Origin of the sequence: Actinoplanes sp. NPDC048791 (genome assembly GCF_040650095.1) — a bacterium.
GTDB lineage: Bacteria > Actinomycetota > Actinomycetes > Mycobacteriales > Micromonosporaceae > Actinoplanes.
Genome location: NZ_JBEZGQ010000881.1, coordinates 1 through 3,494, shown reverse-complemented (window position 1 = coordinate 3,494; position 3,494 = coordinate 1). Strand labels below are relative to the sequence as shown.

At 75.0% G+C, this 3,494-nt stretch carries 4 protein-coding genes; 3 read left to right on the top strand and 1 reads right to left on the bottom strand.

Translation table 11 applies throughout. The annotated features are described in order from the left end of the window. The 3 genes from AB0C29_RS39010 to AB0C29_RS39000 form a co-directional block, all read left to right on the top strand. Positions 1-159: muconolactone Delta-isomerase family protein (locus AB0C29_RS39010; protein ID WP_360831572.1), on the top strand; the 159-nt coding region annotated here is incomplete at its 5' end. Beyond that, positions 156-1,646: an MFS transporter gene (locus tag AB0C29_RS39005; protein ID WP_360831569.1), complete on the top strand. Its 1,491-nt coding sequence runs from the start codon at positions 156-158 to the stop codon at positions 1,644-1,646. The genes AB0C29_RS39010 and AB0C29_RS39005, both read left to right, overlap by 4 nt. 10 nt (positions 1,647-1,656) lie before the next feature. Then, positions 1,657-2,376, top strand: a complete 720-nt coding sequence (locus AB0C29_RS39000) for an SDR family oxidoreductase (protein WP_360831565.1) — start codon at positions 1,657-1,659, stop codon at positions 2,374-2,376. A gap of 5 nt (positions 2,377-2,381) precedes the next feature. On the opposite strand, the gene AB0C29_RS38995 is transcribed toward AB0C29_RS39000, so the two are convergent. After that, positions 2,382-3,494, bottom strand: a 1,113-nt coding sequence (locus AB0C29_RS38995) for a LuxR C-terminal-related transcriptional regulator (protein ID WP_360831562.1), incomplete at its 5' end; no start/stop codon positions are given.

Genomic DNA, 3,494 nt, shown 5'->3' with positions numbered 1-3,494 from the left:
GCGCAGAACGCCCCCGCCGCCCCGGAGGACCTCGAGGCGACGCTGGCCACGATGCCGCTGCGGGCCTGGCGGGTCGACGAGGTGACCCCGCTGAGCCCCCATCCGAACGACCCGGGCCGGGCCGCGACCGATCCGGCGGGCGCGGTGACGGTGCCGTGAGCGCCGATCCGGGTACGGCGGCAGACCCCGGTGCCGGCCTCATCCCCCTGCGCGGGGCGCGCGGCACGGCGCTCATCGCGGCGACGGTGCTGGCCTCGATGGTCGGCTTCCTGGACGCGTACATGATCAACGTCGCGGTGCCGGCGATCGGGCGCGACCTGAACGCGAGCGTGAGCGAGCTGCAGTGGGTTCTGTCCGGCTACCTGATCACGGTCGCGGCGTTGCTGCTGCTCGCCGGGGCGCTCGCCGATCACTTCGGGCCGCGGCGGATCCTGATCACCGGGCTGCTGGTGATGCTGGTCGCCTCGCTCTGCTGCGCCGTCGCCCCGACGCCGCTGACCCTGATCCTGGCCCGGCTGGTGCAGGGCGTCGGCGGGGCCTTCGTCGTGCCGAGCAGCCTCGCGCTGCTCAACGGCACGTTGCGCGGGCCGGACCGGGCGCGGGGCATCGGCATCTGGGCCGGCATCTCCACCCTCGGCACCACCCTCGGCCCGTACGGCGGCGGCTGGCTCGTCGACCACACCTCGTGGCGCTACGTCTTCCTGCTCAACCTGCCGCTCATCGCCGCCGCGCTCTGGGTGCTGCGCCGGGTCCCGCCGACCGCGAGCCTGCGGCGACCGCTCTCGGTCGACGCCGTCGGGGCCCTGCTCGCCGTGATCGGCCTGGGCGGTGTCATCTACGCCCTCACCGCGGCGCCGGAGTCGGGATGGACGACCGGACCGGTGCTGGCGTCCGGCCTGCTCGGGCTGGTGTGTCTGGTCGCCCTGGTCCCGGTCGAGCAGCGCCGGCACCGCCCGATGCTGCGGACGGAGCTGTTCCGGTCCCGGCCGTTCAGCGCGATCAATGCGGCCACCCTGCTCTTCTACGGCGCCCTGGCCGCCGCCAGCTACCTGGTCATCCTCCAGCTGGAGCTGCAGCTGGGCTACAGCGCCACCGCGGCCGGGGCGGCGCTGATCCCCGAGTCCGCCGTGTTCCTGGTCGTCTCCCCGCTGGTCGGCGGGCTCGTCGCCCGGGTCGGCACCCGCTGGCCGATGGCGGCCGGCTTGCTGTTCGTGGCCGCCGGCTTCGGCTGGCTGTCGGCGGCCCGCCCCGGCGACTCGTACGCCCAGGCGATCCTGCCCGGCGCGATCCTCTGGGGCCTCGGGATCGGGCTGGCCGTCGCACCGCTCACCGCCGGGGTGCTCGCCGCCGTCGAAGACAGCGACCTCGGCGAGGCGTCGGCGATCAACGACGCCGCGTCCCGGGTCGGCGGGGTCGTCCTGGTCGCGCTCGTCCCGGCCCTGCTCGGGGCCGGTGGCGCGCCCGGTCTCGCGCAGCCGCTCGCCGCGAACTACCAGTCCGCGATGCTCGTCATGGCCGGCCTGACCGTGGCCGCCGCCGCGCTCACGGCCCTGCTCGTCCCCAGCCGCCGCAGCACCGGACAGCACGCCGCGCCCAACCCCCGCCTACACACGTGTGCCGCGCCCGAACCGGTCGCGGCAGTCTGAGGAGGACACCATGCACAGTCTCTCGGGAAGCACCGTCGTCATCATCGGCGGCACCTCCGGCATCGGGCTGGAGACGGCCCGCCAGGCCCACGCGGCGGACGCCAAGGTCATCGTCACCGGTCGTGACCAGGGACGGCTCGACGCCGTCCGCGACGAACTGGGCGCCTCGACGGTCCAGCTCGACCTGGGTGACCCGGCCGAGCTGCACCGCTTCTTCACCGAACTGCCCGCGCCGGTCGACCACGTGCTGGTCTCCGGCGGCGGCCCGACCTACGCACCGATCGCCGAGATGGACTTCGAGCAGGCCCGCGCCTCCCTCGACGAGCACCTGGTGGGAGCGTTGCGGATCGCCCGCGAGTGCGCCACCCGGGTCCGCCCCGGCGGATCACTGACGTTCCTCAGCGGTACGGGCGCCCGCCGCCCCGGCCACGGCCTCGTGCTCGCCGCCATCGGCACCGCCGCCTTGCCGGCCATCACGGCCAACGCCGCCCTGGAGATCGCGCCGGTCCGGGTCAACGCGATCGCCCCCGGCTTCGTCGACACCCCGCTGTCGGCCCGCCTGCTCGGCGATCAGCTCGAATCACGTCGGGCGGAGCTGCGCGCCACGCTGCCGATCGGACGGGTCGTCGGACCGGAGGACGTGGCGGCGCTCGCCCTGCACCTGATGACCAACACCGCGCTCACCGGCGCCACCTACGACGTCGACGGCGGCCAGCAGCTCCTGCGCTGAGCGGGTCACTCGGCCCCCGGCTCGAACTCGCCCCGCGGCAGCACCTCCCGCAGCTGCCGCCGGGAGGTGATCGAGAGCTTGGCGAAGATCTTGCGCAGGTGCCACTCGACCGTGCGCGGGCTGAGGAACAGCCGGGCGCCGACCTCCGGATTGGACAGCCCGTCGCGGACCAGCACCGCGATCTGCCGTTCCTGGGCCGTCAGCTCCTCGCTCGGCGGGGCCTCGACCGTGCGCCGCCGGGCGGTCTCGCCGGTGGCCGCCAGCTCCCGGCGGGCCCGCTCGGCGAACGCTTCCATGCCGATGGCCACGAACATCTCGTACGCGGTCCGCAGGTGCTCACGGGCGTCGACGCGCTGACGGCGGCGGCGCAGCCATTCGCCGTAGAGCAGGTGGGCGCGGGCCAGCTCCGGGCGCAGCCGGGTCCGGCCCAGCCGCTCGATCGCCGCGCGGTACTGCTCGTCGGCGCCGGGTCCGTCGAGGACCAGGGCCCGGGTGCGCGCCTCGATCCCCGCGGCGAAGTCGGTGCTGAACGGCTCGGTCGCCGCGATGAGCCGCTGCAGGGCGTCGTGCGCCAGGGCGGGCTCACCGGCCCGGGAGGCCGCCTCGACGAGCTCGGGCAGCAGCCAGGTGGAGATCCACGGCTCGGAGAGGTGCGGGGTCGCCCGGGCGGCGCGCATCGCCTCCGGATAGCGGGCCAGGCCGTTGTAGAGCACGGCGGCGGCCCACTGCGCCGCGGTGACGCCCATGCCGAACCCGCTGGCGGCCGAGCCCTGGATCGTGGCGTCGATCAGCACCGTGGCCTCGGTCTCCCGGCCCTGCAGCGACAGCAGCCGCAACGCGGGAAAAGGAGGCAGCTGGACCCCGGTCGCTGCGGCGACGACATCGCTCTCGGCGATGACGGCGGCCGCGCCCGCGAAGTCCCCGGCCCAGGACAGGGCATACCCCAGCGTGGACAGGTGGTACGGCAACTCGCGGAGCGCGCCGGCCTCGCGGACCACCTGGACCTGCCGGGCGTAGATCGCGCGCATGCCCTCGTCGGGCCGGACGGCAGGTGACCGTCGAGCCGACTTCTGCCTGACCCGCGCGGTCACCCCGCGCGCGGTCCGCAACACCCCGGC